Genomic DNA, 26,402 nt, shown 5'->3' on the forward strand with positions numbered 1-26,402 from the left:
ATTTATGAAGGCTCAGCCAGCAAGTCTTCGAACATGTTGATCGTGTCGGCCCCAACCCACCCGTAGGTATAATTCGCGATATAGAGCGCCGTCAGAAAAGCGGCGATGATTGTCGCGCGCAGTGCATGGCGCCCTGGTTGGAAATTTGCTGGCGCACTATCCGCCTGACCTGGCACTTTGGGGATACCAGCTTCGTCATGTGTTTTGACGCCGAAAGGCAGCATGACGAAGGCGGTCATAACCCATACCAGCGCATAGATTGCGACGATTGATGTGATCTTCATTTTTCTTACTCTGCCACCAGAATAACTCTGACCTGCGGCTTTTTACCGCTCCAGCGCTGCGCTGCGCGGCGCGTCGCCAAGCGGGTAGCCTCCGCAATGATATTGCCATCCTTGCGATCACTGCCTTTGAGGCGCTTGAGCGCTTTCTCTATATCGGCTCTCGTCTCACTCACAAAGTCGTCATAATCTTCATCGAGAGGCAATCCAAAGCATTCGATGCTCGCCCTGCCTTTCGTATCCAGCGCAACAACAATCGCGCCATTAAAGGCGATCCGCCTCCGCATCGTGATGGACTCGCCATCAGCGGGAACGATGATATCACCATCGAGCACGAGCCTACCTGTATGCACTTGCGCTACCCGGCTTGGCTTGCCCGGAGCAAGGCGTACGATGTCGCCATTCTTCTGGAAAATATTCTCCGGTATTCCCGCAGCTTTTCCAACTCTTACTTGCTCCTGCATGTGCCGGATTTCGCCGTGCACAGGAATGAGCACGTCTGGCCTCAACCAAGAGTACATTTCCTCTAGCTCGGGCCGCCCAGGGTGGCCCGATACGTGAATCTCGCTCTGCCGGTCAGTGACCATTACTATCCCGCGATCCGCAAGCTTGTTCTGGATTTTTCCAATCGAAATCTCGTTGCCGGGGATCTGGCGACTGGAAAACAGCACAACATCGCCGCTGACTAGCTCAAGTCGGTGGTTGGATTCGGCAATGCGGGAAAGCGCAGCGCGCGGTTCGCCCTGCCCTCCGGTCGCGACAATCATCACATCGCCACGTGGGAGGCTCATCGCGGTGTCGAAATCCACCGGATCTGGGAAATCAAGCAAATAGCCATGCGATTGCGAGACTTCGAGGATGCGGTCCAGTGACCGGCCAGCAACACATATTTGTCGTCCATGCGCTTTCGCGACTTCGCCCAACGTTTGCAGACGCGCGACATTGGAGGCAAACGTGGTGACCAGGACACGTTTGCCCGCATGCTTGCCGACTTCTTCCATAAGGCCTTGGTAAACTGCACCTTCGGACCCGCTGGGCTTTGGATTGAACACATTGGTGGAATCGCAGACCATCGCGAGGACACCCTCGTCACCAATCTGGGTCAGTTCCTCGACTGTTGTGGGCTCACCGATGATGGGATCTTCGTCGAGCTTCCAATCACCGGTATGGAATATCCGGCCATAGGGCGTATCGATCACAAGTGCGTTGCCCTCGGCGATCGAATGCGCGAGCGGAACATAGCCAATATCAAATGGGCCTACAGTGAAGCTATCAGTACCCTCAACGACGTTAAGCTCGACTTGATTGGAAATGCCCGCCTCTTGTAGCTTACGGCGTATCAGTTCGGCAGTGAACGGTGTGGCATATAAGGGTACGCCCAAATCGGCGGCGAAATAGGGGATAGCGCCGATATGATCCTCATGTGCATGTGTCAGGACAATGCCTGCCAGATCATCAAGCCGGTCTTCGATAAATTCCAGATCGGCAAAAACCAGATCGACCCCAGGATATTCATTGCCGGAAAATGTCATGCCCAAGTCGACCATCAACCACTGGCCATCGCAGCCATAAAGGTTGACGTTCATTCCGATCTCGCCGGAGCCGCCGAGCGCAAGAAAAAGCAGCTCGCTTTCAGGGGTGTAATCTTTCTTCACGAAACTGCCCGATTGGCGAGAATTGCCAGCCCTTGAATAGTCAGGTCGGCATCAACCACATCGAAAATCTCCGTGTTGTCATCGAACAGGATCGCAAGGCCGCCTGTGGCCACGACTTTGGCAGGCCGTCCGATTTCATCGCGCATCTTCTGGATCAAGCCTTCCATCATCGCAACATAGCCCCAGAACACGCCAATTAGCATTTGATCCTCTGTGTTCCGACCAATCACGCTCTTGGTATCGGGTGCCTTGATCGCGATTCGCGGTAGTTTGGCAGTTTTGCCCACCAGCGCGTCAAGCGACAGGTTGATACCCGGAGCGATGATTCCGCCTTTGTACGTGCCATTGAAATCAAGCGCTTCAAATTTGGTCGCAGTACCGAAATCCACGACGATCAGGTCCCCCTCATACTTTTCATGCGCCGCAACGCAGTTCAGCGCGCGGTCGGCTCCGAGTGATTCCGGGTGGTCGACATCAATTTCAAAGCCCCATGCTGCATTGCCCTTGCCTGCAATCAACGGTGTCAAACCGAAATACTTCTTTGAAAGTACAGTCAGATTGTGGTCAGCACGCGGTACAACCGAAGCGAAGATGATCTGTGTGACATCTTCCTTCTTGAAACCCTCAATCTTCATCAATTGGATAAGCCAAACCGCATATTCGTCGCCCGTACGCCGCGGGTCGGTGGCGATCCGCCAGCGCGCCTTGATTTCGTCTCGATCAAACAGAGCGAAGACAACATTAGTATTTCCGACATCGGCTGCGAGCAGCATAATTCGTTCCTTCAGGCCAATATCTTTAGGCCAATATTTCTAGGCCAGCATCACGTCGCCAGCGTGGATGGCACGGGTCGAACCATCCGCCAAGCGCAGTAGCAGAGAACCGTCATCAGCAAGACCGGCAAATTTACCTGATTGGATCGTTGCGCCGGTTTCGTGGAAAGTCAGAGGTGTGCCAAGCGGATGTGCCGCATTGATCCAACGCCGTAGCAGCGGCTCCAAGCCATAGGTCCGCCAACGCTCAAGCTCGGTATCAAACTGGGCGGCGAGTTTTTCCGTAAAGCTGTCGCGGGCGGGTGCAGGACCAAACTTAGTTAAAGATACTGTCTCTCGATCTGGCAAATCGGGTGCGGCGGCGAGATTTACGCCGATACCGGCGATTACCGCCGACCCTTGCCCTTCGAGTAGTATGCCTGCCAGTTTTGCGCGGCCTATCAGCAAGTCGTTTGGCCATTTGAGGGAAAGTGCTTGGGGATCAGGAACCAGCGCCAAACACGCCTCATAAGTAGCCAGCCCCGTCAGCAATGCCAGAGTCGAAGCAGGCGGATCGGACTGAGAGACATTGACGACGGTCGAGCCCATAAAGTTGCCAGAGCCATCAAACCACTCACGCCCTTGTCTGCCTCTACCGGACGTCTGGCGGTCGGCAACCAGCCAGTCTCCCTCGGAAACGCGCTCGCCGCTGCTCAAACGGGCAGCGAGATCATCGTTGGTCGATCCGGTTTCTAGGATGTACTCGATCAAATGACGAAGAACATCGCCGACGCAGCGCGATCCGCAAGCTGGCCAAGCCATATTGTCAGCAAATAACCAAGCGGCGAAATCACCAGAGTAGCGAGGCTTAACACGGCCCAACGCGCAGGGCTGTTGCTCTCAACAACGACATCAGCAGGTTCATCGAAATACATCACTTTGATGAACTTGATGTAGTAAAACGCACCAATAACGCTGGCCGCGATCCCGAGTGTTGCGAGCAGGATCAAATCAGCTTCAACCGCTGCCTGGAAAATCACAAACTTGCCCCAGAAACCAAGCAGCGGCGGTATGCCTGCCAAACTGAACATCAACAGCAGGATGCACAATGCCAGCATTGGCCGCGTGCTCGACAGTCCAGAGATATCGGCAAAAGTCTCAAGCTGGTTGCCATCGCGGTCGCGTAGCATCAGCAGCGCGACAAAGCTGCCCAGGGCCATAAAGACGTAGATAGCAAGGTAGACCAGCATCGCGCTTGCCCCGGCCTCAGTTGCGACTGCCAAACCAATAAGAATAAACCCAACATTGTTGATCGAGCTGTAGGCCAGCAAGCGTTTGATATTCTCTTGTCCGATCGCGCCCAGTGCACCCACGACTATGGAGGCCAAGGCAGCGAAAATAATGATCTGCTGCCATGCAGTAGACTGCGCGCCGAACGGATCGAGAGCGATTCGCATTAAGATGGCGACAGCTGCTACCTTGGGTGCGGTTGCGAAAAATGCGGTAACCGGAGTCGGCGCGCCTTCGTAAACGTCGGGCGTCCACATATGGAAAGGTACTGCGGCAATCTTGAACGCCAGACCAGCCAAGACAAATACCACGCCAAACAGCGCTCCCGTTCCCATCCCGTCCGCCAAAGCAGCGCGAATGCCGAGATAGCTTGTGGAACCGGTGAAGCCATACACCAGACTCATGCCATAAAGCAGAATACCGCTCGCCAATGCGCCGAGGACGAAATATTTCAGGCCTGCTTCCGCAGAGCGTTCATCGCTACGGCTATAACTGGCCAACACGTAAGATGAGAGGCTGCTCATTTCGAGGCCAATATAAAGTGTCATCAGATCGACGGCGGAAACCATGATCCCCATGCCCACCGCGCCAAAGATCATCAGCACCGGATATTCCGGGCGGTATTCACCCTTAGCATCGAAGAATTTGGGCGTTACGATCAAGCAGCCGATTGTCGCGAGATAAATCAGCAGCTTGGTGAAGTTGCTGAACGCGTCCATCCGGTAAAGACCGCTCCACGCATCGGCGCCTAGCGACAGGGCTTCATTGGTGAATAGCTCGATCACGACCGCGCTTGCCGCGACGAGCGCAGCAATTGCGAGATAAGTGACCGTTTTGGCTGATTTGTTGCCGGCAAAGGCCGCCACCATCAGCAGAGCTAAACCCGCGACCGAAAGAATGATTTCCGGCGCAGACAACTGGAATGAAAGCAGGAAGTCCATCAGTGTGCTCCCTCTGCTTTCTTGTCGATTTCAGGCATTGCGTTGGCAGCCTCTTCTTTGGGTTCACCGATCACCAATTTCGCATCCCCTTCAGGAGCGGCGCGAGCGAGGCGCGCATCAAGCGCAGCAATGTCTGCACGCATTGGCGCGAGGAAGCTTTCGGGATAGACGCCCATCCACAGCACCGCCGCAGCAATCGGGCCCAGCATAATCCATTCACGCAGAGACAAGTCTTTCATTGCAGCGGCGTCAGCGTTTTTCTGCTCACCGAAAGCAACACGGCGATAGAGATACAGCATGTAACCTGCGCCGAGGATAATGCCGGTTGTGAGCACGAAGGTCGTCAGACTCGAAACTTTGTAAACACCGGCGAGACTGAGGAACTCGGCAACGAAGCCGCTGGTGCCGGGCAGACCGATACTGGCCATCGTGAACAGCAAGAAGAACAACGCATATTTCGGCATGTTGATCGCAAGGCCGCCATACCGGTCGATCTCGCGCGTATGCAGCTGGTCGTAGATAATCCCCACGCACAGGAACAATGCGCCCGATACCAGGCCGTGACTCAGCATCATCACCATTGCGCCTTCCAGACCCTGCACATTGAACGCAAACAGGCCAGCCGTCACGATGGCCATGTGCGCGACCGAGCTATAGGCGATCAGCTTCTTCATATCGTGCTGGACCAGCGCGATCAGGCTGGTGACAATCACAGCCACCATCGACAGACCGAAGATCAACCACACAAATTGCGCGGACGCCTCGGGGAACATTGGAAGGCTGAAGCGGATGAAGCCATAGCCCCCCATCTTCAGCAGGACGCCCGCCAGAATGACCGAGCCGGCCGTTGGTGCCTGAACGTGTGCATCGGGAAGCCAAGTGTGGACCGGCCACATGGGCATTTTCACGGCGAAGCTGGCGAAAAATGCGAGCCATAGCCACGTCTGCGCCTCTGGCGCGAAGTCGTAATTCATCAGCGTCGGGATGTATGTCGTGCCCGCTTCATTCACCATCCACAGCATCGCGACCAGCATCAGAACCGAGCCGAGCAGCGTGTAGAGGAAGAATTTATAGCTGGCGTAAATCCGGTTATCGCCGCCCCAGATGCCGATGATCAGATACATCGGGATCAGTCCGGCCTCAAAGAAGATGTAGAACAGGAACATATCCTGCGCGGCGAACACGCCGATCATCAGCAATTCCATAAACAGGAACGCGGCCATATATTCGCCCACACGCTTCTGGATCGATTCCCAACTTGCGAGGATGCAGATCGGCATCAGGAATACCGACAGAACGATCAGCATTAGCGCGATACCGTCGATACCCAACGCATAGCTAAAGCCGGCAAACAGCTCTGCCCGCTCGGTAAACTGCCATTGCGCGCCGCCGATGTCGTAATTGACCCACAGCATAATGCCGAGTGCCAAATCGATCAGCGTCGCGGCCAGCGCGATGACGCGCGCTGTTTCCGCTTTAACGAACAGACACGCGACCGCAGCCACGGCCAGAACGGCCAGCATCACGGAAAGGATGGGGAAACCGCCCATTACATCAGCACCCATGTGATCGCAGCAACAACCCCGAGGATCATCACCAGCGCATAAGAATTAAGATAGCCCGACTGGATCTTCTTGGCCGCGACGGTGCCCTTTTGGACGATCCACGCCGCGCCATTCGGACCAAAGCGGTCGATGATACCCTGATCACCAATGATCCAGAATTTCCGGCCCAGCCAGAATGCGGGACGGACGAACAGGAAGTTATAGAGCTCGTCGAAATACCATTTGTTGAACACGAAGCGGTGCACGTAGCGGAACTGGTCCACGAACTTGCCTGGGATCGAGGTGTCCTTGATATAGGCCAGCCAGGCGCCGAACAGGCCGAGCAGCATGACCACGAAGGCCGAATATTTCACCCAGTACGGAACAGCATGCATCGCATCGATCAAATTCGCGTTGTAGAAGATCGAGCTTCCCCAGAACGCAGCATCATCGAGGAAGCTTGGCGCAAATACTTGTCCGGCGAAGATTGCGCCGAGCGAGAGTACGCCTAGCGGAACCAGCATCGACACAGGGCTCTCATGCGGTTGATAGCCGCCGGTTGTGTCCTCGCCAGCTTCTTCAGGTGTCTTGTGGACGCTGTGCTGGATATGCTCGCTCTCGATCCAGCGCGGTTTGCCCCAGAAGGTCAGGAACATCAGACGCCAGCTATAAAAGCTGGTCAGAAGCGCCGCGAACACACCCATCCAGAAGGCAAATGTGCCAAGGCCAGTGCCGCGCGCAAAGGCGACCTCGAGAATGGCATCTTTCGACCAGAATCCAGCAAAGCCAGCCCCAAGGTGGTAAACGCCAACACCGGTGATCGCCAATGTTCCGAACATCATCGCCCAGAAGGTGAGCGGGATCTTTTTACGCAGACCGCCATAGTAGCGCATGTCTTGCTCGTGATGCATCGCATGGATCACTGAACCGGCGCCTAGGAACAACAGCGCTTTGAAGAATGCGTGCGTGAACAGGTGGAACATCGCGACGCCGTATGCTCCAACGCCAGCAGCGAAGAACATGTATCCCAGCTGCGAGCAGGTTGAGTACGCAATGACCCGCTTGATGTCCCACTGCGTCGTTCCGATTGTCGCCGCGAAAATACACGTCGCGGCCCCGACGAATGTCACCATCGCGAGAGCGATCGGAGCAGCTTCAAACATTGGCGAGAGGCGGCAGACCATGAATACGCCCGCTGTGACCATCGTAGCGGCGTGGATCAGGGCAGAGACGGGTGTCGGCCCTTCCATCGCGTCTGGAAGCCAAGTGTGCAGACCAAGCTGCGCCGACTTACCCATCGCACCGATGAACAGCAGGATGCACAGAATATCCATCGTGTGCATGCGGTAGCCCATGAAACCGATAGTCGCGCCGCTCATCGAAGGTGCAGCTTCGAGAATTTCCGGAATGCTGGTCGTACCAAAAACAATGAATGTGCCGAAGATACCCAGCATAAAGCCAAGGTCACCCACGCGGTTGACCACGAAGGCTTTGATTGCCGCCGCGTTGGCGGTCGGCTTCTTGAACCAGAATCCGATTAGCAGATAAGACGCCAGGCCCACCCCTTCCCAACCAAAGAACATCTGGACGAGGTTGTCGGCGGTCACCAGCATCAACATAGCGAAGGTGAACAGGCTGAGATAAGCGAAGAAGCGCGGTTGATCCGGATCCTCGTCCATATAGCCCCAGCTATACAGGTGCACGAGCGCGGACACGGTGGTGATGACCACCAGCATGACCGCTGTGAGCGTATCGACCCGCAGCGCCCAATCAAAGCTCAGATTACCTGATTGGACCCATTGCAGAACCGGAACAACTTCAGCCGTGGTGGTTCCGCTAATGAAGCCGAGAAAGATCGGCCAGCTAAGCACGCACGACACGAACAGCGAGCCGGTCGTTATCGCTTTGACGACAGTGTTGCCAAGCGCACGGTTACCCAGCCCGCCAACAATGGCTGCGAGCAAAGGCAGGAATACGATAAGCAGGATCGAAGTGTGGAGCACCGGTGCTTATCCCTTCATCCGGTTGACATCGTCGACCGCGATAGTGCCGCGGCCGCGGAAGTAGATGACGAGAATGGCAAGCCCGATAGCCGCCTCTGCCGCCGCAACGGTCAGCACGAACATAGCGAACACTTGCCCGGTCAGATCATTCAGGAAGGCGCTGAACGCCACCAATTGAATGTTCACCGCGAGCAGGATCAGCTCGATAGCCATCAAAATGATAATCACATTCTTCCGGTTGAGGAAGATACCGAGCACGCCGAGCACGAACAGGATCGCGCTGACGACGATAAAGTGTTCGATAGCGATACCGCCTAGATCGGTCATAGCTCGACCCCCTTGCCCACTTCGGGGTTCATCATTTCGGTTGCGTCTTCCGGCCGGCGGCGGTTCTGTTTGCCGATATCCTGCTGACCACGCACATCTGCCGCGCTTTTTTCAAGCGTGAGGACAATCGCGCCAATCATCGCCACCAGCAGGATGATACCGGCTGCTTCGAAAAGGAAGATATATTTGCTGTAGAGCAACGTACCGAGCGAGGTGATATTGCTTTCATCCACCATCGGCGCGGCAGAACCATCCGCGACGCCGAGTTCGAGTGCGCCGGCCTGATAGGCACCAATCCCCAAGACCAGCTCGGCAAGCAGCACCAGGGCAATCGCGATCCCCAGCGGGAAATTCTTGATGAAACCGGCCCGCATTTCGGCGAAATCGATGTTCAACATCATCACCACAAACAGGAATAACACCGCGACCGCCCCGACATAAACGATGACCAGCAGCATCGCGATAAACTCCGCCCCGACCAGGACCATAAGGCCCGCCGCATTGAAGAATGCCACGATGAGCCACAGCACGGAATGCACCGGGTTACGCGAAGTAATGGTGAACACACCACTGGCGATCACAAGAAGCGCGAACAGGTAAAAGGCGAGTGTCTGGATCATTGTTGCGCGCGCCCCCTATCTGTACGGCGCATCGGCTTCAAGGTTAGCGGCCAGTGCCCGCTCCCACTTGTCCCCGTTAGCCAACAATTTTGCTTTGTCGTACAGCAATTCTTCGCGTGTTTCGGTTGCGTATTCGAAGTTCGGTCCCTCGACGATAGCATCAACCGGGCAGGCTTCCTGACAGAAACCGCAATAGATGCATTTCGTCATATCGATGTCGTAACGCGTGGTGCGGCGGCTGCCGTCCTCGCGCGGTTCTGACTCGATGGTAATCGCTTGCGCCGGACATACCGCTTCGCACAGTTTACAGGCGATGCAGCGCTCTTCCCCATTGGGATAGCGGCGCAGCGCATGCTCGCCGCGGAAACGCGGGCTAAGCGGGTTCTTTTCGAACGGATAATTGATCGTCACCTTGGGTTTGAAAAAGTACTTCAAGGTCAGCATATGCGCCTTGACGATTTCCCACAGGGTAAACGATTTGATGAGGTGTGTGAGAGTGCTCATGATGCCTCGCTCTCGCTGGCTGTGGCCACGGTGCATGTGCCCTTGACTTCCATTGTTTCGCCGTCGGGCATGGTGCCCTTTATCGCGATGGCGCTGGTGCCTGCCTCCAGATCGACATCACTGATGTCGAGCTCGACATCGAAATCGGTTGCAGTCAGTTTGATGTACAGACTCGTCGGAAGCCCATCGAAGACCTGAGCGATCTTGCGATCCGCTGCCAGCACTTCGCCATCACCGGTAACTTTGTAGAGCGTCAGTACGTTGCCGCGATGCGCCGCAGTAACTTCCTCCGAAGGTGCGAATATGGTCAGATAGGCTGTATCAGCACGACAATCGAATGTCGTGCCGGCCATTGCAGCGGTTGCGGCTGTAGCTAGAAAGATGCTCATAGCGGCGCGTACCTCGTCAGCATGAGATAGCCTGAGATCAAAACCACGAACAGCAGGCTCAGCGGCAGAAACACTTTCCAGCCAAGGCGCATCAATTGGTCATAGCGGTACCGGGGCACGGTTCCCCAGGTCCAGCTAAAGATGAAGAAGAACACGAACATCTTCCCGAACAGCCAGATCCAACCCGGTACGGCGTATAGCGGCTCCCACTCGACCGGAGGCAACCATCCGCCGAAGAACAGGATCGCGCAGAGTGCGCACATCAGCAGGATGTTGGCATATTCACCGAGCCAAAACAGCGCGAAGGACATTGAGCTATATTCGGTTTGATAACCGGCGACGAGTTCAGATTCAGCCTCGGTCAAATCGAATGGCGCGCGTGCTGTCTCTGCCATCGCGGAAATCAGGAACATCACGAACAGCGGGAACAGCAGCGGGTTAAACGCGAAGGCATTAACAAAGCCCAAGCCGTGCCCCTTCTGCGCAATGATAATATCGTTCAGATTGAAGGAGTTTGCCCACAGAACAACACACACCAGAATGAACCCGATCGAGACCTCATAAGAGATCATCTGCGCCGCTGCCCGCATTGCGGAGAAAAACGGATATTTGGAGTTCGACGCCCAGCCCGAAATCACCACGCCATAAACGCCAAGCGAGCTCACTGCGAGAACATAGAGCAGGCCGACATTGATATCCGCGAGCACCGCGCCCGAATTGAACGGAATCACCGCCCATGCGGCGAGCGCCACGGTAAAGGTGATAATCGGTGCGAGCAGGAACAAGACCTTATTCGCTGCCGAAGGAATGATCGTTTCCTGTAGGAATACCTTCAGACCATCAGCGAAGCTTTGCAGCAAACCAAATGGACCGACCACGTTGGGCCCGCGCCGCATCATAATCGCGCCGAGGACCTTGCGGTCGACATAAATAATCATCGCCACCGCCAACATCAGCGGCAGGGCAATCAACAGAATGCCTGCGATGGTCGCAGCGAACCACGCAAATTCGTAGCTCATGCCGAGGGATTGGAAATATTCGGTCATTCCGCCGCTCCTTGCAGCTTGTCGAATATCGCGATCAAAACTTGGATGATCGCTCCGTTTGACACCATATATGCCGCATCAGAGAAGGCACTGTAGAGCGCAATTGACTTTTGATACGCAACGACGTTCCCCAAGGTAGGATCGCTGTAACCCATCATCGACGTGATATTCATCCATTGATTGGCAACATTCCAAATGAACAGAAGCACTGCGATCCCATAAAAAATGTACGGCAACCGTCGTAGCAAGGCGGGAAGCTGGATCATTCCGCCGCCTCCGCCAGTTCTTCACCCTGAAGCAGTTCTGCCGAGCATTGTTGCATCGTCGCGCTGGCACGAGCGATGGGGTTGGTCAGGTAGAAATCCTTGATCGGATAGGCGGAAATGGTGCCTTCTGCCTTGGCTTTGCTGTCAGCTTTCGGAAGATCGCCGAAATCGGCCAGACCCTCTTCTCCCAACGCCGGAACAGCCTTGATCATCGCGACTTGCAATTCGGCAAAGCTGTCAAAACCAACACTGACACCCAAAGCATCCGCAAGCGCGCGCAGGATGGTCCAATCCTCACGTGCATCGCCCGGGGCAAACACTGCCTTCTCGGCGAATTGTACGCGGCCTTCGGTGTTGACGTAAGTGCCGTCTTTCTCGGCATAAGACGCAGCCGGCAGGATGATCTCCGCCGCATGCGCGCCTTTGTCACCGTGGTGGCCGATATAGACTTTCAGCGCATCGGCGAATGGTTCGAAATCCATCTCGTCGGCGCCCAGCGAGAACACAACCCTTGGCTTCGCTTTGACAATATCCGCCATGCCGTTTTTCTGCGCATAGCCGAGCATTAACCCGCCCATCCGCGCAGCAGAGAAGTGCATCACGTTGAAACCGTTCCAGCCATCTTTAACCAGCTTGAACTTGTCGATGAGTTTGAGGCCAGCACCCAGCGCACCTTGTGCCAACGCCGCGCCGCCCATGATGACCGCAGGCCGTTCGGCCTTCTTCATCGCATCGCCAAGCGCTTTCGGAATACGGTTCAGAACCGAGAGATCTTCACCAAGGAAGGTTGCTGGATAGGTGGTTTCCCATTCAGGGCCGACCACAAACACTTGCGCGCCGTTCTTCACAGCCTTTCGAATGCGGACGTTGACCAGCGCCGCTTCCCAGCGAACGTGGCTGCCCACAATCAGGATCGCATCGGCTGTTTCGATACCAGCGAAAGTCGTGTTGAAATTGACCGCAGCCAAGTTCGACACATCATAATCCACACCAGTCTGGCGGCCTTCAAGCAGTGTACTGCCCATCGCGCCCAGGAGCGCCTTGGCCGCGAACATCGTTTCGCAATCGACCATATCTCCGGCAATAGCGGCGATATTCTTTCCTGGTTTGGCTTTGGCGATAGCTTTGAAGGCCTCATCCCAACTCGACTCGGTCAACTTGCCTCGCTTGCGCATGAACACTTTGTCGAGACGGCGCTTGGTCAGGCCATCGACCTGATAGCGGCCTTTGTCGCTCAGCCATTCCTCGTTCACGTCATCATTGATGCGCGGCAACGCGCGCATAACTTCGCGGCCACGGCTGTCGAGCCGAATATTCGCACCAACCGCGTCCGACACGTCGATGCTGAGTGTTTTCTTGAGCTCCCACGGACGCGCCTCAAAGGCGTAGGGGCGTGACGTCAAGGCGCCAACCGGACAAAGATCAATCACATTGGCGCTGAGCTCGTGCGCAGCAGCCTGCTCAAGATAGGTTGTGATCTGCATATCTTCGCCGCGATACAGCGCGCCGATCTCGTCTACACCCGCGATCTCTTCCGAGAAACGCACACAGCGGGTACAGTGAATGCAGCGCGTCATTACCGTCTTGATCAGCGGACCCATATATTTCTCGGTCACCGCGCGCTTGTTTGCGTCATAACGCGTCGCGCCGCGGCCATAGGCCATCGACTGGTCTTGCAGATCGCACTCGCCACCCTGATCGCAAATCGGGCAATCGAGCGGGTGATTGATGAGCAAAAACTCCATCACACCTTCGCGCGCGGTTTTGACCATCTCGCTGTCGGTTCGAATTTCCTGACCGTCTGCGGCAGGTAGCGCGCAGCTGGCCTGGGGCTTAGGCGGCCCAGGCTTCACTTCGACCAGACACATGCGGCAATTGCCCGCAATGCTCAGCCGTTCATGATAGCAGAAACGCGGGATTTCTTTACCAGCAAGCTCACACGCCTGAAGGACAGTCGCGCCTGCCGGGACTTCGAGTTCCTGTCCGTCTACGGTTACCTTAGGCATTATTCCGTATCCACTTCTAGGTTTCCGTCTTGCGAAGCGTCTTGCTGGCTTAAGTACTGCACGTGATAGGCCTGTCTCGCGTACAGTCCCTCCGCAACAACCGCTCGTATCCGCTCAGCAGTCAATTCAACATCTGCGCCTTCGGCTATGCAAGCCGACATTGCTGGAAGCAGGTTTTGTATCGCGACCGACTCCTCGGTTGATTCTGGAGATGTCCGCAACAGCGCATCTGATTTTGAAATATCTGCAAAAACAATGCAGTCGCCAAACATAGTCATAGCCTTCGCTTGAGTAGTTGGCTGTCCCCCCACGAAGTCACGGTCGAGAAATTCCGGGCCACTTTGGTCCAGTTGCAATGGCTTTTTGGCGTTTGCCAAATAAGCTTCCTCCACAAGAATTCGGCGCATAACCTTTACCGGCATATCCACAGAGAAGCTTCTTAGCCCTCTAGTTCTGGCTAGCCGCATACAATGCTGGGCTGAGAATGAGCGATATAGCTCGCCTTTCGTCAGCCCCAATGCTAGCAGATCAGCCTGCACATAATCGCTATTTTGAAGAAAACTGTCAGCCTCTTCACGATGACGCCGATAGACGCAGCGCGCGAATTTTTTCTGCATGATCCGCATTGTATCGCTCGGGATGGCGCGAGGATTTTCGCGTTCTTGCACCTTTGGCAGCTGAACAATCTCGAAGCGCTTTGGAACAGACGGTGGGGCGCTCTGCGCAGCCAATGGGGCTGCCAGCACCACAGCTACTCCCGCAATCAAGGTCGACGCTGACTTCACTCCGCCGCCTCCGCGAATTGCGCATTGTGTTCTTCGATACGGCGCTCGAGTTCCGGCCGGAAATGGCGGATAAGACCTTGGATCGGCCAAGCCGCTGCATCGCCGAGCGCGCAGATTGTGTGGCCTTCAACCTGTTTGGTAACTTGGTGCAGCATATCGATCTCTTCGATTGCCGCATCGCCGGTGCGCAGGCGCTCCATCATGCGCCACATCCAGCCTGTGCCTTCGCGGCATGGCGTACATTGGCCGCAGCTTTCATGCTTGTAGAAATAGCTGATCCGGCTGATCGCGCGGACGATATCGGTAGACTTGTCCATCACGATTACCGCCGCCGTACCAAGACCCGATCCGACAGCTTTCAACCCATCAAAATCCATCGGCGCATCGATAATATCCTTTGCGGGTACCAAAGGAACCGAGGAACCGCCCGGAATTACCGCAAGCAGATTGTCCCACCCGCCCGTGATACCGCCGCAATGCTTTTCGATCAGCTCGCGGAAAGGAATGCTCATTTCCTCTTCGACGACGCATGGCTTTTCGACATGGCCGCTGATCTGGAACAGCTTGGTGCCGTGATTGCCTTCATTGCCGAAGCCAGCAAACCAGCTCGCGCCGCGGCGCAAGATCGTCGGAACAACCGCGATGCTTTCGACATTGTTGACCGTTGTCGGGCAACCATACAGGCCTGCCCCCGCCGGGAATGGCGGCTTGAGGCGCGGCTGACCCTTTTTTCCTTCAAGGCTCTCAATCATCGCGGTTTCTTCGCCGCAAATATACGCGCCTGCACCGCGGTGCATGAACACGTCAAAATCATAGCCCGAACCGCTGGCGTTCTTGCCGATCAGACCTGCCGCATTTGCTTCGTCAATGGCTTTCTGCAGCACTTCGGCTTCGCGGATATATTCGCCGCGGATGTAGATATAAGCTGCCCGCGCGCGCATTGCGAAACCGGCGATCAGCGCGCCTTCGATCAGCTTGTGCGGATCGTGGCGGATAATCTCGCGGTCTTTGCACGAACCCGGCTCGGACTCGTCGGCATTGATAACAAGAAAGCTCGGACGACCATCCTTGCTTTCCTTGGGCATGAACGACCATTTCAGACCGGTCGGGAAACCAGCCCCGCCCCGCCCGCGCAGGCCCGATGCTTTCATCTCGTCGATGATTGCGTCATTTCCGCGCGCGATCAGCGCTTTCGTATTGTCCCAATCGCCACGCTTTTGCGCAGCTTTTAAGCCCCAATCCTGAAAACCGTAGAGATTGGTAAAGATGCGGTCTTTGTCTTGGAGGCTCATACTGGTAGCCCTCCCTGCGAAACGAAGTAAATGGCACCCACCACGATCAGTGCGATGACGCCGAATTTAATGAGGCCCATCAAAACCTTCCACGCAATCGCGATCAGGATCAGGGCGACGATAATCGTGCCGATTTCCATCACATTTCTCCCGGTGCGTTGTGGTGACGGGCGGCCCTGATACCGCGCAGCGCAAGCACCTGGAACAACAAGCCAATACCCATCAGCGCAATGCCCAGCGTCCGCTCTCCGGCCGACGCATTATACGCGCCGATCAGGAAGCTCGCGAGGCCGCAAATGGCGTAAAGAATAGTGCGGACGCCCATCACCAATCTTTCCGGTAATCATGATTGGCGTCGACCATTTCTTTGAGTGTAGTCGGTCCGCCAGATGGCTCTGACGTATGACGACCCGGCTCCTGCGTGCCTTCTTTCGGCTGCTCGCCAGCAGCTAGCGCATCCAGCACCGCATCAAGGCGGTCGACAGTCAAATCTTCGTAATTGCCATCGTTGATCTGAACCATCGGCGCGGTCGCGCAATTGCCCATACATTCGACTTCGGTCAGCGTCCAAAGCCCGTCTTCGGAGACTTTGCCCTTCTCCATCCCGCGCTTCTTGCAGGCGGCGATAATGTCATCGCTACCGCGCAACATACACGGCGTTGTACCGCAAACTTGCACGTGGAATTTACCCACCGGAACAAGGTTATACATCATGTAGAAGGTCGCGACTTCGAGCACGCGGATCACCGGCACATCGATATAGGCGGCGACATATTCAATCACCGGCAGGGGCAACCAGCCCTGCGTATCGGTTTCTGCGCCCACCTGCCGCTGCGCCAGATCGAGAAGCGGCATTACCGCCGATTTGTCGCGGCCTTCGGGGTATTTGGCAATATGCCAATCGGCCTTCGCCTTGTTCTCTTTCGTCCAAGCAAAAGAGCCCCAGCGCTCGCGGAGTTCCGGCGTATCGGGTGCGATGTGACGATCAGCCATGTTTACTCCCCCGATCACTAAATATCATGTTCACGAATACCTTGATGAAGGCGCCACAGAAAACCAAAGCGCCAGCGCCGAGAAAACCAAAGAAGATGGCCCATGCCTTAAGGCCGCTGCCATCAATCGAAGAGGCCGGTATCCTCTCCGCTTCCCAAAAGCCAAGAAAGATTGCGCCGATTGCCAAGCCACAGAAGACATAAAAGACCTTGTCGCCAAATCGTAGTGCACGAGCAAAGGCAGCACTCCTCCCTGCGCGTTCTTCGGTAAGCTCTGCGCGGTATCTGGCCAGCAAACTCACCGGTCACACTCCCCGAATACGACATCGATTGCACCAAGGATCGCAGTTGCGTCGGGCAACATGTGGCCCTTGGACATAAATTCCATCGCTTGCAGGTGACTGAAAGCCGTCGGGCGGATTTTGCAGCGGTAGGGTTTGTTGCTGCCGTCGCTTACCAGATAGACCCCGAATTCGCCCTTGGGGCTTTCGGTCGCGACATAGACTTCGCCTGCCGGGACATGGAAGCCTTCTGTGTAAAGTTTGAAGTGGTGGATCAGCGCTTCCATGCTCTGCTTCATCTCGCCGCGTTTTGGCGGGGAAACTTTACGGTCATCGCTGGCAATCGCGCCTTCGGGCATTTCTGCGAGGCATTGCTTGATGATCTTTGCGCTCTCGTACACTTCCTTCACACGGACCATAAAGCGGTCATAGCAATCCGAATTGGTACCCACAGGAATGTCAAAGTCCATCCGGTCATACACTTCGTAAGGCTGCGATTTGCGCAGATCCCACGGGATGCCTGCCGCACGGATCAATGGGCCGGAGAAGCCCCAGGCCAGCGCATCTTCCTTGCTCACCAGCGCGATATCGACATTGCGCTGTTTGAAGATGCGGTTGTCGATCACGAGGCTCATCGCATCGCCGAACAATTCGGGCAGGCGGCCATCGACCCAGTCACCGATATCGGTCAGCAGCTTGAGCGGCACATCCTGATGGACACCGCCGGGACGGAAATAGGCGCTGTGCATCCGCGCACCCGACGCCCGTTCGAAGAAGTTGAGGCAGTCTTCGCGCAGTTCGAACACCCACAGGTTGGGCGTCATCGCGCCGACATCCATCACATGCGCACCGATATTGAGCATGTGGTTGCAAATGCGGGTTAGCTCGGCAAACAGCACGCGCAGATACTGCGCACGCTCGGGCACTTCGATATTGAGCAGCTTCTCGATCGCAAGCACATAGCTGTGCTCCTGCGCGAGAGGCGAACAGTAATCGAGCCGGTCAAAATACGGCAGCGCCTGCAAATAAGTCTTATGCTCGATCAGCTTTTCGGTGCCGCGGTGAAGCAAGCCCACATGCGGATCGACGCGCTCGATGATCTCGCCATCAAGCTCCATCACCATCCGCAAAACGCCGTGCGCCGCAGGGTGCTGCGGACCGAAGTTGATTGTGTAGTTGGAAATGACTTCGCCGTCAGTGGTCAGCGATTCTTCGAGCTGCATGCTCATTTCGCATCTCCTTTAGGCTTTGTCGCTGCCTTGGTATCGGTCGTTTTGCCTTTACGCGGTTTCTTCGCCGGACGATCCTCTGTCGGTTTCGGAGGCTTTGCAGCCTTTGCTTTGGATGGCTTGGCAGGGGATTTCTTGGCAGCTTTCTTTTCAGCCTTCTTACCCGCGCCGGTGTCTTTCGGGCCTTCCGTCACTTTCGGCTTATCTACCGGCGGTTCTTCCGCTTTTTCGTCACCAGGCAGCACATATTCTGCGCCTTCCCAAGGGCTCATAAAGTCGAACTGCCGCAAATCCTGTGCAAGCTTTACCGGCTCGTACACCACCCGCTTTTCCTCTTCAGAATAGCGCAGTTCGGTATAGCCGGTGAGCGGGAAGTCTTTGCGGAAGGGATGCCCTTCAAAACCGTAATCAGTGAGAATGCGGCGTAGGTCGGTGTTGCCATCAAATAGTACGCCGTACATGTCGAACACTTCACGCTCGAGCCAACCGGCATTGGGCCACAGCGTCGTGACAGTAGGCACAGCAGTGTTCTCGTCAGTCGATAGTTTGACCATCACGCGGTGGTTCTTGGTCACCGACAGCAGCATATAGACGACTTCGAAACGCTCCGCGCGGTCAGGAAAGTCAACACCGGCGATTTCCATCAATTGCTGATACTGATGCTCGTCACGCAGCAGGCGCAGGACATCCTCAATGCTGTCACGCTTGATTGTGAACAGCAATTCGCCATGCGCCTCAGCCGCATCGATCAAATGTGCGCCCATCGCCTTGGAAAGCGTGTCGAGGATGCCATCATTGCTGGCATATTTCGGAGCGGAGTGCAGAACAGCCATCTTAGCGCGAGCCCATCATCGTTCGATCGTGCCGCTGCGGCGGATTTTACGCTGGAGCTGCATCACACCATACAGCAGAGCTTCGGCAGTCGGAGGGCAGCCTGGAATGTAAATATCAACCGGCACAATCCGGTCGCATCCGCGCACTACGCTGTAGCTGTAGTGATAGTAGCCGCCGCCATTGGCGCAGCTGCCCATCGAAATCACATATTTCGGGTTCGACATTTGGTCGTAAACTTTACGCAGCGCCGGTGCCATTTTGTTGCACAACGTTCCGGCAACGATCATCACATCCGACTGGCGCGGGGAGGCGCGCGGGGTCACGCCAAACCGCTCCATATCGTAGCGCGGCATATTCACGTGGATCATTTCGACCGCACAGCAAGCCAGGCCGAAAGTCATCCACCACAGCGAGCCGGTGCGCGCCCATTCAAACAGGTCTTCGGTGCTGGTGACGAGGAAACCCTTGTCGTTCACTTCTGTTTGTAGAGCGTTGAAATAATCCGCGTCGGGCTGGCGCACGTCGCCACCCTGTGCGGTTGGAAGCAACGAGCTTTGCTCGGCTAAAGGTATCTGCTGATTGCTCATTCCCAGTTCAGAGCCCCCATCTTCCATTCATAGGCCAATCCGATCGCCAGAATACCGAGAAATACCATCATCGCCGTCCAGCCGGCCCAGCCTGTATATTCCAGGCTAACCGCCCAGGGAAACAGGAACGCTGCTTCCAGATCGAACAAGATGAACGAAATCGCGACGAGATAGAACCGCACATCGAACGGGCTGCGCGGATCTTCGAATGCGGGGAAGCCGCACTCATACTCGCTGTTCTTCTCGGTATTCGGTTGGTGCACGCCGGTAAGGCGCGACACGCCCATCGGCAAGAACACGAAAAGTACCGAGATTCCCAATGCGATGAACAGGAAAATCAGGATCGGTAGATATTCCAAGGGGTCGAACAAAGCGCCACACTCAATCAGCTTCAAAAGATAGTCCGCGCCCTAGTCCCCTGCCCCGCGCTTCGCAAGGGGGCAGAAGGTGCAAAATTGGCGAAAACCCGTGCGTTTTACACAATGTGTCAATTGAGCGGCAGGCGGCGCACAAGTGTGGGGATTGGCGGTTTGTCCGGATTGAGCGTCCCGCCTTTGCCAAAACGGTCCCATTGACCGTTCGCGACATAGTAGAGCGCATCGCCCTGAATACTCCCACCCAGCGGCTCGGTCCATGTCGGATGGGCCTGTTCGAGAACTGTCAGATTTGTCGCCGACAGCCCGTCAGCAGAAAGGTCTATGGCAACGATCCGCATCGGGCTCATGCCATTTTGAATACCTATCAAGCGATTGCCATGACGCCAAAGACCGTCGATGCCGTCTAAGATCATCGGGTTGCTTGCGCGCAATCGTTTCACACTCTTCGACGTGAGATCGATGATGGCAATGCCGTAGCGATAGTCGCTGACATAAAGCTTGCTGCCATCTTCACTGGTCGCGAGGCCTTGCGGTGAGCGGATTGTACCAGGCGGGATCAAAACCGCCAGATCACTTGGCGGCGTGGCTACAGTATAGATTGCTCCTGAAATCGGATCGCTCGCAAACAGGCTGCCCGATGCAGATAGATGCAGATCGGAAGGTGTGATGCCGCCAGCGCCCGGCAAACGCTGCACAACCTCGCTCTTGTCCAGATCGAAACCGATAATGCCGGGAAATGCTGCGCTCGGCTGCGGTGTCGGGTCGTAGGAACCGGATGCTGCCCAGAGGATTCGCCGGTCTAAGTCGATGGCGAGGCCTGCAAAGCTACCGCCCTTCACAATACGGAGCGGAGACCAATTCGCACCCTCACCGCGAAACACATCGCGCGATACAATGCTGCTCGCGTAGAATGCCTTGCCGACCGGATCATAAGCGACGCTTTCCACGAGCCTGGCATCCTCGGAAACCACCGCCGCGATAGTGCTACGCTCGATTGCAGAACCGTTGCGGTCAAACAAATCCTTCAGCTTCGCAGCGACCGCCGTATCGCCCGCAACCTTCAACAATTCGTCTTGGGCACCTGGCCTGAACAGATAGCCGCGATCCGCGAGCCACACGGCTTCACGGATAATCGCGGGCACATTCTCCGAAGCGAAATGCGCTTGGAGAAGGCGCAAATGAACTGACGAGCTGTCGGGAAAAGCCTTCGCCAATTCCTGAAGTCCGGCAATGTCATTGATTTTGCCCGTCTCGGCATTGACCGCCCGCCACGGCTGCGGTGCCGAAGCTTGGAAATCCGCAAGCGTTATCGGCTGTGTTGGCGGAATGTAGGTACACGCCGCCAACGCCGATACACCCACCAGTGCGGCGAGTGCGCGGATCACTTTAGCTGCGTCGCAATGGCCTTCTTGGTCGCTTTGCCATAGGGCGGCTTGAAGCCAGCGAGTTTAGCCACATCAATCTTGGGTTGCTGATACACCGACCGCGCATGGCTGAATTCTTTGAAGCCTTCGGGCCCGTGATACGAACCGATCCCCGATGGCCCGACGCCGCCGAATGGCAAATCGTCCATAGAGATGTGAAAGATCACGTCATTGACGGTAACGCCACCAGAAACTGTTTGCTTGAGGACCTGCTCGCGCTCCCCACTGTCTTCACCAAAATAGTACAGTCCAAGCGGACGATCATTCCGGTTCACATAGTCGATCGCCTCGCTCACATGCTTGTAGGTTTTGACTGGGAGCACAGGACCGAAAATCTCTTCCTGCATCGCTTCCATATCGTCGGTCACGTTGCGCAGGATCGTCAACGGCATCTTACGGCCGTTCGAGTTCGAGAAGTCTTCCTCCGCTGGATTGACTTCGATCACCTCTGCGCCCTTCGCCTTCGCATCGACCACCATGCCCTGAAGGCGATCAAAATGACGGTCAGTGACAATAGATGCGTAATCCTCATTGTCGAGCAGTGTCGGATATTGCTCGTGGACACCAAGCTGCACGCCAGCGATGGCAGCCTCTTCCTTGTCTTCAGGAACAATCATGTAGTCCGGCGCAAGGCAGATTTGCCCTGCATTCATCATTTTGCCCATAGCCACGCGCGCACCGGCTTTCTCTAGATCAGCGCTCCGGCCCATGATGACCGGCGATTTTCCGCCCAACTCGAGCGTCACCGGCACCAGGTTTTTGCCTGCGGCTTCCATCACGCGGCGACCTGTCGCGGTGGATCCGGTAAAGAGCAGGTGGTCGAACTGTAGCGAAGAGAAGGCTTGCGCCACTTCGGGGCTGCCTGTGACAACGGCAACTTCGTCTTCCGCGAAATACTCGCCAACCAACTTTTCCATCAGTGCTGATGTCGCTTCGGTAAACTCCGATGGCTTGATCATCGCGCGATTGCCCGCCGCCAGAATTTGCATCAGCGGATTGAAGGTCAGCTGGACCGGGAAATTCCATGGGCTGAGAATACCGACAACGCCCTTCGGTTCATAACGAACCTCTGCTTTCGCACCCAGCAGGCCGAGCGGGAATGTCACTTTGCGCTTGTCTGGCTTAGCCCAGCTATCGATATGCTTGAGGCAATATTTTCCGAAATTTATCGAGCTGACGATATCCGTCATCATCCCCATGTCGACGCTGCGATTGCCGAAATCGGCGCTCATCGCTTTGCACAGCTCTTCGCCGTGATCTTTTACCAAAGACATTGCGCGCTTGATGCGGTCCTTGCGCACGCTGATATCTTCAGGACGCGCGGCGGTGAACGCATCGCGCTGCAGTTTCAGGATTGCTTCCATTTCAGCTTTTTTGTCGGCGGCCATTATGTCTCTCTCCATTGGTATCTATTTGCCACTGACTGTTGACGAGTGCAGCCCGAATGACAAGCCCGAATGACTGGCCCGAATGACTGGCCCGAATGACTGGCCCGGAATAGGCGCATGTTTTTGGCCCACAGCTATGTCGATTGATTTTGATGCGCTGCAACATTAGGTCACACCACAACGACACCTCTAAATAGAAAGCATCCCATGACCCAGTTCTCTGCCTCCGATCCGATTGTCATCCTGTCCTATGCCCGCACACCAATGGGCAGCATGCAGGGCGCATTATCCGATGCATCGGCAACAGAATTGGGCGCGACCGCTGTTAAAGCTGCGGTTGAGCGTTCCGGGGTATCCGGCGATGCGATTGACCGCATCTATATGGGCTGCGTCCTGCCCGCCGGCTTGGGCCAGGCTCCTGCCCGCCAGGCTGCTCTGAAAGCTGGCTTGCCGAAGTCGGTTCAAGCCACGACGGTCAACAAGGTCTGTGGATCGGGCATGCAAACAGTAATTATGGGTGCCGAAGCACTGGCCGCCGGCTCTATCGACACCGCGATCGCGGGCGGCATGGAAAGCATGACCAATGCCCCGTATTTGCTGAAAAAGCACCGCTCGGGCGCGCGGATCGGGCATGACACAGCTTATGATCACATGTTCCTCGACGGGCTCGAAGACGCATACGAGGAAGGCCGCGCAATGGGCACCTTCGCGCAGGACACCGCGAACGAATACCAGCTGACCCGTGAGGAAATGGACGAATACTCAATCGAATCCCTCCGCCGCGCGAATGCTGCGATTGAAAGCGGTGCATTTGCCGACGAAGTTGTTCCGGTTACGATCAGCACGCGCCGCGGCGATATTGTTGTCGATACAGACGAAGCGCCCGGTCGCGGTCGTCCAGACAAAATCCCGACGCTACGCCCTGCTTTCGCCAAAGATGGCACCATTACGGCGGCAACCTCCAGCTCGATCTCTGACGGTGCTGCCGCTGTGGTCCTGACCCGCAAAAGCCTTGCTGAAGAACAAGGCCAGAAAGCCATTGCGACCATTATTGCCACCGCTGCTCATGCCCAGGAACCTTCCGAGTTCACTATCGCCCCGATCGGCGCGATCAACTCGGTCCTCGAAAAAGCCGGTTGGTCGACCGATGACGTTGATATCTGGGAAGTCAATGAAGCCTTCGCCTGCGTTGCGATGTTCGCGATGCGCGACATCGGCATTCCGCATGAGAAGATCAACATCAATGGCGGTGGAACTGCTCTTGGTCACCCTATCGGCGCCAGCGGCACGCGGATCATCGTAACACTGCTGAATGCGCTGAAACAGCATGGCAAGAAGCGTGGCGTGGCCAGCCTGTGCATCGGCGGCGGCGAGGCAACAGCGATCGCTGTCGAAATGGTCTAGGAACCAGTCACTTACGGATTTGATTCGAATACCCGACTGTTTGGTGGTATTTCGCACGCTTCGTTTCATGGAGGGAATATAATGAAGAAACTGATCGTACTCGCTAGCTGTGTCGCCTTGGCCGCTTGCTCAAAAGGCGAAGCGCCTGCCGAGCCCGATGCCGAGGTTACCGCAGAAGCACCGACTGCTGAAGACAGCATGGCCGGAACATACGAATCAACCATGGCTGACGGTAGCAAAGCGACCACCGTCATTACCGAGGATGGCAAATACACCAATACTGCCGCGGACGGCACGGTAACCACCGGTGAAGTGTCTCAGGCGGCCAATGGCCAAACCTGCTTCAACTCCTCGGAAGAAGGCTCCGCACCTGAGTGCTGGACCGATGGTGAACCCGCCGAAGACGGCAGCTGGGTCGCCACCAATGACGATGGCGTATCAGTCACAGTTCGCAAAATGGAAGCGGACGCTGCTGCCGAATAAGCCGGCGCTCCGATTGTCTAGGAAAAGGGCGGCTTTTGGCCGCCCTTTTTTGTCTGAGACATTAGGGGAAGACTTTAGGGTTCGCCCGCGCCCCATATCCGGCTTTGCTTGATCCACCCTTCACGGCCGGCGACATTGAATTCACACCAGCCCGCCGAACAATCGCCCAGAGAGCCGACAACACCAACGGCCGCGTTCCATTTCAGCTTTCCGGTCTCGGCAGGTGCATCGCGCATCGCTGCTACGCCGTCTCCGATCACCACAGCACCGCGATTGGCGCTGAGCAGGTTTCCGCTCACCCAACCCTCGGTCCCCTCGGAGTCCCGAACCAAACGCCATCCTTCGGCCACGCGAATGACCTTTATCGGCAAACCCTCGCGCTTATAAACCCATGCAATCTTGAACTCGCGGCTTGGCCCGACTCGCATGTTCAATTCCGATGTTTTGATTGTCGCCCAATACGGCGCCTCGCGCTTCTGAGCCTGCGCAGGAACAGACATTAAAGCAGCCAAAATAATCGCGGGGAGAATTCGAAACTTCATGCAGGCACCTTAACGCGTTCCGGCGCTCCGCTTCAAGCGATCATCTTGAACTCGTGCTGCTTCCCGCTTGACGCTCTGCCCTGCCCCGTCCTAGCGAGATCGGCATGCCCAATAGTAATGACACAGCGACGCGGCGGGTCGACGGCACTCCTAAAGTGATCGTCACGCGCCAATTGATGCCATCGGTCGAAGCGCGGATGGTGGAGCTATACGATACGTCGCTGAATTCCGGCGATGCACCCTTCTCCCGCGATCAGCTTGTTGAGGCTATGCACGATACCGACGTTATTGTGCCGACGGTGACGGACCGGATCGACGCAGATTTGATTGCCAAGGCTGGCGACCGTCTGGGATTGATAGCCAGTTTCGGTGCAGGAACAGACCATATCGACCTGAAAGCCGCGCGCGATCGCGGCATTATCGTGACCAACACCCCAAGCGTATTCACCGACGATACTGCTGATCTGACCATGGCGCTGATTATCGGCGTGCCGCGCCGGGTGCGTGAGGGGGTTGCACTGGTGCGCAGAGGCAAATGGACCGGCTGGGCCCCATCGGGAATGCTAGGGCGTCAGCTCGGCGGAAAAACGCTGGGTATCATTGGTATGGGCCGGATTGGTCAGGCAGTTGCCCACCGCGCCCGCGCATTCGGCCTCAAGATTGCTTATCATAATCGGCATAGGCTCCCGCTTGCGGTCGAGACAATGCTCGGCGCCGAATTCTTCGAGCATGAAGACGAGCTGATTGCTGCGTCGGATATCGTAACACTCCACTGCCCCGCGACAGAACGGACCATCGGCTTCTACGATTCCGGCCGCTTCGATCTGATGAAAGAGGGCTCCTGCCTCATCAACACCGCACGCGGCGATCTGGTCGATCAGGAAGCGCTGATTTCCGCGCTCGAAAGCGGTAAACTGGCAGGTGCCGGGCTGGACGTTTACCCAGAAGAGCCAAAAGTCGATAAACGGCTGCTAGCGCATCCCAATGTTATGACCTTACCCCATATCGGCAGCGCCACCGCCGAGGGACGCGAGGCATCAGGTTTGAAAGTTATCGCAAACATCCGCATGTGGGCGGACGGACACAGACCGCCGGATCAAGTGCTGGATGCGTTGGTGAGTTAGCCAAGGCTGAATCTGCTCTCGGATCGTTCGGCAAGA

Annotated in this window: 30 protein-coding genes; 3 read left to right on the top strand and 27 right to left on the bottom strand. The window is 56.1% G+C overall.

All coding sequences use genetic code 11. The features are described from left to right. Positions 1-2: 2 nt before the first annotated feature. The 26 genes from GRI35_RS09855 to GRI35_RS09975 all read right to left on the bottom strand — a co-directional run bounded on the left by GRI35_RS09855 (position 3) and on the right by GRI35_RS09975 (position 22,813). Positions 3-284 carry a DUF1467 family protein gene (locus GRI35_RS09855; RefSeq protein ID WP_160614005.1) on the bottom strand — a complete coding sequence of 94 codons (282 nt, stop codon included), beginning with the start codon at positions 282-284 and terminating at the stop codon, positions 3-5. A 5-nt stretch (positions 285-289) separates the two neighbouring features. Next, on the bottom strand, positions 290-1,936 hold the full coding sequence (locus GRI35_RS09860) for a ribonuclease J (RefSeq protein ID WP_290258466.1): 1,647 nt from the start codon (positions 1,934-1,936) through the stop codon (positions 290-292). Further along, positions 1,933-2,709 carry a type III pantothenate kinase gene (locus GRI35_RS09865; RefSeq protein ID WP_160614006.1) on the bottom strand — a complete coding sequence of 259 codons (777 nt, stop codon included), beginning with the start codon at positions 2,707-2,709 and terminating at the stop codon, positions 1,933-1,935. The genes GRI35_RS09860 and GRI35_RS09865 overlap by 4 nt, the downstream gene beginning before the upstream one ends. A gap of 39 nt (positions 2,710-2,748) precedes the next feature. Beyond that, entirely contained in the window at positions 2,749-3,459 is a 711-nt protein-coding gene (locus GRI35_RS09870; RefSeq protein ID WP_160614007.1) for a biotin--[acetyl-CoA-carboxylase] ligase, read from the bottom strand. After that, positions 3,456-4,919: an NADH-quinone oxidoreductase subunit NuoN gene (gene nuoN, locus GRI35_RS09875; protein ID WP_160614008.1), complete on the bottom strand. Its 1,464-nt coding sequence runs from the start codon at positions 4,917-4,919 to the stop codon at positions 3,456-3,458. The genes GRI35_RS09870 and nuoN overlap by 4 nt, the downstream gene beginning before the upstream one ends. Next, the gene (locus tag GRI35_RS09880) at positions 4,919-6,469 is read right to left on the bottom strand and encodes an NADH-quinone oxidoreductase subunit M (RefSeq protein WP_160614845.1); all 1,551 of its coding nucleotides are present in this window, start codon (positions 6,467-6,469) and stop codon (positions 4,919-4,921) included. The genes nuoN and GRI35_RS09880 overlap by 1 nt, the downstream gene beginning before the upstream one ends. Next, the gene (gene nuoL / locus GRI35_RS09885; protein ID WP_160614009.1) at positions 6,469-8,466 is read right to left on the bottom strand and encodes an NADH-quinone oxidoreductase subunit L; all 1,998 of its coding nucleotides are present in this window, start codon (positions 8,464-8,466) and stop codon (positions 6,469-6,471) included. Before nuoL ends, GRI35_RS09880 begins: the two co-directional genes overlap by 1 nt. A 6-nt stretch (positions 8,467-8,472) precedes the next feature. Next, on the bottom strand, positions 8,473-8,793 hold the full coding sequence (gene nuoK, locus GRI35_RS09890) for an NADH-quinone oxidoreductase subunit NuoK (RefSeq protein ID WP_160614010.1): 321 nt from the start codon (positions 8,791-8,793) through the stop codon (positions 8,473-8,475). Next, positions 8,790-9,413, bottom strand: coding sequence for an NADH-quinone oxidoreductase subunit J (locus GRI35_RS09895; RefSeq protein WP_160614011.1), 624 nt, complete (start codon positions 9,411-9,413; stop codon positions 8,790-8,792). The genes nuoK and GRI35_RS09895 overlap by 4 nt, the downstream gene beginning before the upstream one ends. A 15-nt stretch (positions 9,414-9,428) precedes the next feature. Beyond that, positions 9,429-9,917, bottom strand: a complete 489-nt coding sequence (nuoI, locus tag GRI35_RS09900; protein WP_160614012.1) for an NADH-quinone oxidoreductase subunit NuoI — start codon at positions 9,915-9,917, stop codon at positions 9,429-9,431. Further along, positions 9,914-10,306, bottom strand: coding sequence for a hypothetical protein (locus GRI35_RS09905; RefSeq protein ID WP_160614013.1), 393 nt, complete (start codon positions 10,304-10,306; stop codon positions 9,914-9,916). The genes nuoI and GRI35_RS09905 overlap by 4 nt, the downstream gene beginning before the upstream one ends. Further along, positions 10,303-11,352 carry an NADH-quinone oxidoreductase subunit NuoH gene (gene nuoH, locus GRI35_RS09910; RefSeq protein ID WP_160614014.1) on the bottom strand — a complete coding sequence of 350 codons (1,050 nt, stop codon included), beginning with the start codon at positions 11,350-11,352 and terminating at the stop codon, positions 10,303-10,305. The genes GRI35_RS09905 and nuoH overlap by 4 nt, the downstream gene beginning before the upstream one ends. Continuing rightward, positions 11,349-11,618, bottom strand: coding sequence for a hypothetical protein (locus tag GRI35_RS09915; protein WP_160614015.1), 270 nt, complete (start codon positions 11,616-11,618; stop codon positions 11,349-11,351). Before GRI35_RS09915 ends, nuoH begins: the two co-directional genes overlap by 4 nt. Beyond that, positions 11,615-13,624, bottom strand: coding sequence for an NADH-quinone oxidoreductase subunit NuoG (nuoG, locus tag GRI35_RS09920; protein ID WP_160614016.1), 2,010 nt, complete (start codon positions 13,622-13,624; stop codon positions 11,615-11,617). Before nuoG ends, GRI35_RS09915 begins: the two co-directional genes overlap by 4 nt. After that, entirely contained in the window at positions 13,624-14,409 is a 786-nt protein-coding gene (locus GRI35_RS09925) for a hypothetical protein (protein ID WP_160614017.1), read from the bottom strand. Before GRI35_RS09925 ends, nuoG begins: the two co-directional genes overlap by 1 nt. After that, positions 14,406-15,701 (bottom strand): NADH-quinone oxidoreductase subunit NuoF, encoded by a 1,296-nt coding sequence (nuoF, locus tag GRI35_RS09930; RefSeq protein WP_160614018.1) that lies wholly within the window; start codon positions 15,699-15,701, stop codon positions 14,406-14,408. Before nuoF ends, GRI35_RS09925 begins: the two co-directional genes overlap by 4 nt. Next, positions 15,698-15,841 carry a hypothetical protein gene (locus GRI35_RS13730; RefSeq protein ID WP_202390541.1) on the bottom strand — a complete coding sequence of 48 codons (144 nt, stop codon included), beginning with the start codon at positions 15,839-15,841 and terminating at the stop codon, positions 15,698-15,700. Before GRI35_RS13730 ends, nuoF begins: the two co-directional genes overlap by 4 nt. Beyond that, positions 15,841-16,026: a hypothetical protein gene (locus GRI35_RS09935; protein WP_160614019.1), complete on the bottom strand. Its 186-nt coding sequence runs from the start codon at positions 16,024-16,026 to the stop codon at positions 15,841-15,843. Before GRI35_RS09935 ends, GRI35_RS13730 begins: the two co-directional genes overlap by 1 nt. Next, positions 16,026-16,694 carry an NADH-quinone oxidoreductase subunit NuoE gene (gene nuoE, locus GRI35_RS09940; RefSeq protein ID WP_160614020.1) on the bottom strand — a complete coding sequence of 223 codons (669 nt, stop codon included), beginning with the start codon at positions 16,692-16,694 and terminating at the stop codon, positions 16,026-16,028. Before nuoE ends, GRI35_RS09935 begins: the two co-directional genes overlap by 1 nt. Beyond that, positions 16,687-16,995 (bottom strand): hypothetical protein, encoded by a 309-nt coding sequence (locus GRI35_RS09945; protein WP_160614021.1) that lies wholly within the window; start codon positions 16,993-16,995, stop codon positions 16,687-16,689. Before GRI35_RS09945 ends, nuoE begins: the two co-directional genes overlap by 8 nt. Then, positions 16,992-18,203, bottom strand: a complete 1,212-nt coding sequence (locus GRI35_RS09950) for an NADH-quinone oxidoreductase subunit D (RefSeq protein WP_160614022.1) — start codon at positions 18,201-18,203, stop codon at positions 16,992-16,994. The genes GRI35_RS09945 and GRI35_RS09950 overlap by 4 nt, the downstream gene beginning before the upstream one ends. Then, positions 18,200-19,036, bottom strand: coding sequence for an NADH-quinone oxidoreductase subunit C (locus GRI35_RS09955; RefSeq protein WP_160614023.1), 837 nt, complete (start codon positions 19,034-19,036; stop codon positions 18,200-18,202). Before GRI35_RS09955 ends, GRI35_RS09950 begins: the two co-directional genes overlap by 4 nt. A 15-nt stretch (positions 19,037-19,051) precedes the next feature. Continuing rightward, on the bottom strand, positions 19,052-19,624 hold the full coding sequence (locus tag GRI35_RS09960) for a NuoB/complex I 20 kDa subunit family protein (RefSeq protein ID WP_235900181.1): 573 nt from the start codon (positions 19,622-19,624) through the stop codon (positions 19,052-19,054). Continuing rightward, positions 19,621-19,995 carry an NADH-quinone oxidoreductase subunit A gene (gene ndhC, locus GRI35_RS09965; protein ID WP_160614847.1) on the bottom strand — a complete coding sequence of 125 codons (375 nt, stop codon included), beginning with the start codon at positions 19,993-19,995 and terminating at the stop codon, positions 19,621-19,623. The genes GRI35_RS09960 and ndhC overlap by 4 nt, the downstream gene beginning before the upstream one ends. Before the next feature lie 116 nt (positions 19,996-20,111). Next, complete coding sequence (locus tag GRI35_RS09970) at positions 20,112-21,386, bottom strand: SMP-30/gluconolactonase/LRE family protein (RefSeq protein WP_160614024.1); 1,275 nt, start codon at positions 21,384-21,386, stop codon at positions 20,112-20,114. Continuing rightward, positions 21,383-22,813, bottom strand: a complete 1,431-nt coding sequence (locus GRI35_RS09975; protein WP_160614025.1) for a coniferyl aldehyde dehydrogenase — start codon at positions 22,811-22,813, stop codon at positions 21,383-21,385. Before GRI35_RS09975 ends, GRI35_RS09970 begins: the two co-directional genes overlap by 4 nt. 207 nt (positions 22,814-23,020) lie before the next feature. Here GRI35_RS09975 and GRI35_RS09980 point away from each other — a divergent pair, with 207 nt between their 5' ends. Together GRI35_RS09980 and GRI35_RS09985 are read left to right on the top strand one after the other, a co-directional pair. After that, entirely contained in the window at positions 23,021-24,217 is a 1,197-nt protein-coding gene (locus GRI35_RS09980) for a thiolase family protein (protein ID WP_160614026.1), read from the top strand. An 81-nt stretch (positions 24,218-24,298) separates the two neighbouring features. After that, positions 24,299-24,700, top strand: a complete 402-nt coding sequence (locus tag GRI35_RS09985) for a hypothetical protein (RefSeq protein ID WP_160614027.1) — start codon at positions 24,299-24,301, stop codon at positions 24,698-24,700. A 74-nt stretch (positions 24,701-24,774) separates the two neighbouring features. Here the strand turns inward: GRI35_RS09985 and GRI35_RS09990 are convergent, their stop codons facing one another. Further along, positions 24,775-25,200, bottom strand: coding sequence for an SH3 domain-containing protein (locus GRI35_RS09990; protein ID WP_235900182.1), 426 nt, complete (start codon positions 25,198-25,200; stop codon positions 24,775-24,777). Between the two features lie 146 nt (positions 25,201-25,346). Between GRI35_RS09990 and GRI35_RS09995 the strand changes: the two genes are divergently transcribed. Further along, a complete protein-coding gene (locus tag GRI35_RS09995; RefSeq protein WP_160614029.1) occupies positions 25,347-26,366 on the top strand; it encodes a 2-hydroxyacid dehydrogenase in 1,020 nt (339 codons plus the stop codon). The last annotated feature ends 36 nt before the right edge of the window (positions 26,367-26,402 follow it).

This window comes from Pontixanthobacter aestiaquae (genome assembly GCF_009827455.1).
GTDB classification, from domain to species: Bacteria; Pseudomonadota; Alphaproteobacteria; order Sphingomonadales; family Sphingomonadaceae; genus Pontixanthobacter; species Pontixanthobacter aestiaquae.

Excerpts from the sequence above, each read along its gene's own strand:
- GRI35_RS09865 (WP_160614006.1), bottom strand. The coding sequence starts at position 2,709 with ATGCTGCTCGCAGCCGATGTCGGAAATACTAATGTTGTCTTCGCTCTG.
- GRI35_RS09855 (WP_160614005.1), bottom strand. The coding sequence starts at position 284 with ATGAAGATCACATCAATCGTCGCAATCTATGCGCTGGTATGGGTTATG.
- GRI35_RS09985 (WP_160614027.1), top strand. The coding sequence starts at position 24,299 with ATGAAGAAACTGATCGTACTCGCTAGCTGTGTCGCCTTGGCCGCTTGC.
- nuoK (WP_160614010.1), bottom strand. The coding sequence starts at position 8,793 with ATGACCGATCTAGGCGGTATCGCTATCGAACACTTTATCGTCGTCAGC.
- GRI35_RS09990 (WP_235900182.1), bottom strand. The coding sequence starts at position 25,200 with ATGTCTGTTCCTGCGCAGGCTCAGAAGCGCGAGGCGCCGTATTGGGCG.
- nuoE (WP_160614020.1), bottom strand. The coding sequence starts at position 16,694 with ATGGCTGATCGTCACATCGCACCCGATACGCCGGAACTCCGCGAGCGC.
- nuoG (WP_160614016.1), bottom strand. The coding sequence starts at position 13,624 with ATGCCTAAGGTAACCGTAGACGGACAGGAACTCGAAGTCCCGGCAGGC.
- GRI35_RS09975 (WP_160614025.1), bottom strand. The coding sequence starts at position 22,813 with ATGGCCGCCGACAAAAAAGCTGAAATGGAAGCAATCCTGAAACTGCAG.
- nuoH (WP_160614014.1), bottom strand. The coding sequence starts at position 11,352 with ATGACCGAATATTTCCAATCCCTCGGCATGAGCTACGAATTTGCGTGG.
- GRI35_RS09950 (WP_160614022.1), bottom strand. The coding sequence starts at position 18,203 with ATGAGCATGCAGCTCGAAGAATCGCTGACCACTGACGGCGAAGTCATT.
- GRI35_RS09955 (WP_160614023.1), bottom strand. The coding sequence starts at position 19,036 with ATGGCTGTTCTGCACTCCGCTCCGAAATATGCCAGCAATGATGGCATC.
- GRI35_RS09880 (WP_160614845.1), bottom strand. The coding sequence starts at position 6,469 with ATGGGCGGTTTCCCCATCCTTTCCGTGATGCTGGCCGTTCTGGCCGTG.
- GRI35_RS09960 (WP_235900181.1), bottom strand. The coding sequence starts at position 19,624 with ATGAGCAATCAGCAGATACCTTTAGCCGAGCAAAGCTCGTTGCTTCCA.
- nuoF (WP_160614018.1), bottom strand. The coding sequence starts at position 15,701 with ATGAGCCTCCAAGACAAAGACCGCATCTTTACCAATCTCTACGGTTTT.
- GRI35_RS09935 (WP_160614019.1), bottom strand. The coding sequence starts at position 16,026 with ATGGGCGTCCGCACTATTCTTTACGCCATTTGCGGCCTCGCGAGCTTC.
- GRI35_RS09905 (WP_160614013.1), bottom strand. The coding sequence starts at position 10,306 with ATGAGCATCTTTCTAGCTACAGCCGCAACCGCTGCAATGGCCGGCACG.
- GRI35_RS09980 (WP_160614026.1), top strand. The coding sequence starts at position 23,021 with ATGACCCAGTTCTCTGCCTCCGATCCGATTGTCATCCTGTCCTATGCC.
- GRI35_RS09915 (WP_160614015.1), bottom strand. The coding sequence starts at position 11,618 with ATGATCCAGCTTCCCGCCTTGCTACGACGGTTGCCGTACATTTTTTAT.
- nuoN (WP_160614008.1), bottom strand. The coding sequence starts at position 4,919 with ATGGACTTCCTGCTTTCATTCCAGTTGTCTGCGCCGGAAATCATTCTT.
- GRI35_RS09895 (WP_160614011.1), bottom strand. The coding sequence starts at position 9,413 with ATGATCCAGACACTCGCCTTTTACCTGTTCGCGCTTCTTGTGATCGCC.
- GRI35_RS13730 (WP_202390541.1), bottom strand. The coding sequence starts at position 15,841 with ATGGAAATCGGCACGATTATCGTCGCCCTGATCCTGATCGCGATTGCG.
- GRI35_RS09995 (WP_160614029.1), top strand. The coding sequence starts at position 25,347 with ATGCCCAATAGTAATGACACAGCGACGCGGCGGGTCGACGGCACTCCT.
- nuoI (WP_160614012.1), bottom strand. The coding sequence starts at position 9,917 with ATGAGCACTCTCACACACCTCATCAAATCGTTTACCCTGTGGGAAATC.